Annotated in this window: 2 protein-coding genes; both read right to left on the reverse strand. The window is 61.1% G+C overall.

Going from position 1 to position 1,646, the window contains the following annotated elements:
- Nucleotides 1-557: 557 nt before the first annotated feature.
- A complete protein-coding gene (locus QZY07_RS12800; RefSeq protein WP_295403197.1) occupies nt 558-1,091 on the reverse strand; it encodes a DUF3368 domain-containing protein in 534 nt (177 codons plus the stop codon).
- A 10-nt stretch (nt 1,092-1,101) separates the two neighbouring features.
- Nucleotides 1,102-1,434: a type II toxin-antitoxin system prevent-host-death family antitoxin gene (locus tag QZY07_RS12805; protein WP_295403200.1), complete on the reverse strand. Its 333-nt coding sequence runs from the start codon at nt 1,432-1,434 to the stop codon at nt 1,102-1,104.
- Nucleotides 1,435-1,646 lie beyond the last annotated feature (212 nt).

Below are 1,646 nucleotides of genomic sequence, written 5' to 3' on the forward strand. Positions count from 1 at the left end.
CTCGGGTGGCAATTCCTTCAGAAACGCTTCAAACGCAAGATCGACGGGCTGAGGGGCGTGGAGCATGGCAGCAAAAAGCTAACACATCGCACCTCTCCACTGATTTTCAAGGGCTTGTCGGCTATGTTGGCGCTTATGGGTAAAAGCGGTAGCGGTAGGCGCGTTGAATCTGCTATACGCTAAATTTAGCATGTAACAAACGTCTTGATGCCGCGAAGAGCGCCTTATATCCCCGCCCTGAACGACGGGGTTTTACGGCGTGCCGGATAAAGGGATGGGTCGCCAGTAAAGCCATCGAAGATCGTGCTTCCGGCGTCAAACCACCAGTCGACGTCAGGCTTGCCTTCGAGAGGGTGCGATTGGGACATGCTGATATCCTTGTCATGGGGTATCGGACCATCGTCTTGGTGTCACGCTCGCGTGTCAACAAAAAAACACGAACGAACGTCAAAGTCACGATTTGGGGCGTAGTCTCGCCTGAGACGGGGGGAATTCGCCAGCTGGTTTCAGGGCCGGCATCGTGGCGCTGGATCTGGGGCAGAGCGCGAATACCCATCTCAATCGCCCTGTCGACCCGTCTCGCCGGCCAGATGCAAGACTTCCGTGACCAACGCATCCGAGAGTCGATAACCCTGTCGCGAGAGATCCGCCAGCACCGGCCCGACGGCTTCCAGCAGACCGGATCGTTTGGCGGCCAGCAACACTCCGGCCAAGCCCACCACGGGAATGCCGCGCCGCCGGGCGATCTCCCGCCCGCGCCGCTCGTCGATCAGCAGGAAGCGACAGCCCGTTTGCTCGGCGAGCAGAATGGCCGCTGACTCTCCGGCGTCAAGCAAGAGACTCAGACGGGCCATGTCCGCCTCGCCGCCTGGGGCAAGCGGTCGCGGCTGGATGTCCCCCTTGGCGAGCGCGGCCGACAAGACCCGCGATCCTGGCCGGTCGGCATCGACGCACAGCTCGGCTAGCACGGCTTCGGGAACCGCCACGGCTCCATAGCGCGTGATCAGGAGCGACAGGCGGTCGATCCGCGCCAAGGCGATCAAAGGACTGGCGTCCGCGACGACGACTCGACTCATCGGGATCGGGGGCATCAGGCCGCTGTCACAAAGCGGCGCCCAACTCGCCTGCCAACTCCTCGGACGGATAGTCCACGGCGGCCAGGCCGAGCGAACCGAGCAGATCGATGAAGCCGTCCAGGGAGAGCCCCGCGACCTTCGCGGCCTGGCCGAGCGTCAGTTGCCGACCCTCGAACAAACTCAAGGCGAGGGCGCGATGAACCCCCTGATCGAGCAGACGCCGGTCGAACGGCACGGCGAGGATGGCGGGGCGGCCATGTTTCGTGATGAGCGAGAGCTGTCCAAGTTCGGCGTCTTTCAACAGATCGCCGGAGCGGGTACGGAGATCCCGGACCGAAAAAACATCGAGCGTTTCCATCGGCTGCCTCGTGTGAGTGTGCCCACGAAGCGTAACATAAAAGAAGACCGTATCATGCGCGTCGGTAGCCGTACGCAGGGCGAGCGCGTTTAAACATTCCGTTTTTCGGGTAGTTGACGGATGCTAGCGAGAAACGACGATTGGAGTTTCTCATGTCAGCAAGCATTCTTGAGCATTTCACCTCCTTGGAAGATCCTCGGATCGAGCGTCGA

Origin of the sequence: uncultured Thiocystis sp., assembly GCF_903866365.1 — a bacterium.
Lineage (GTDB): Bacteria > Pseudomonadota > Gammaproteobacteria > Chromatiales > Chromatiaceae > Chromatium.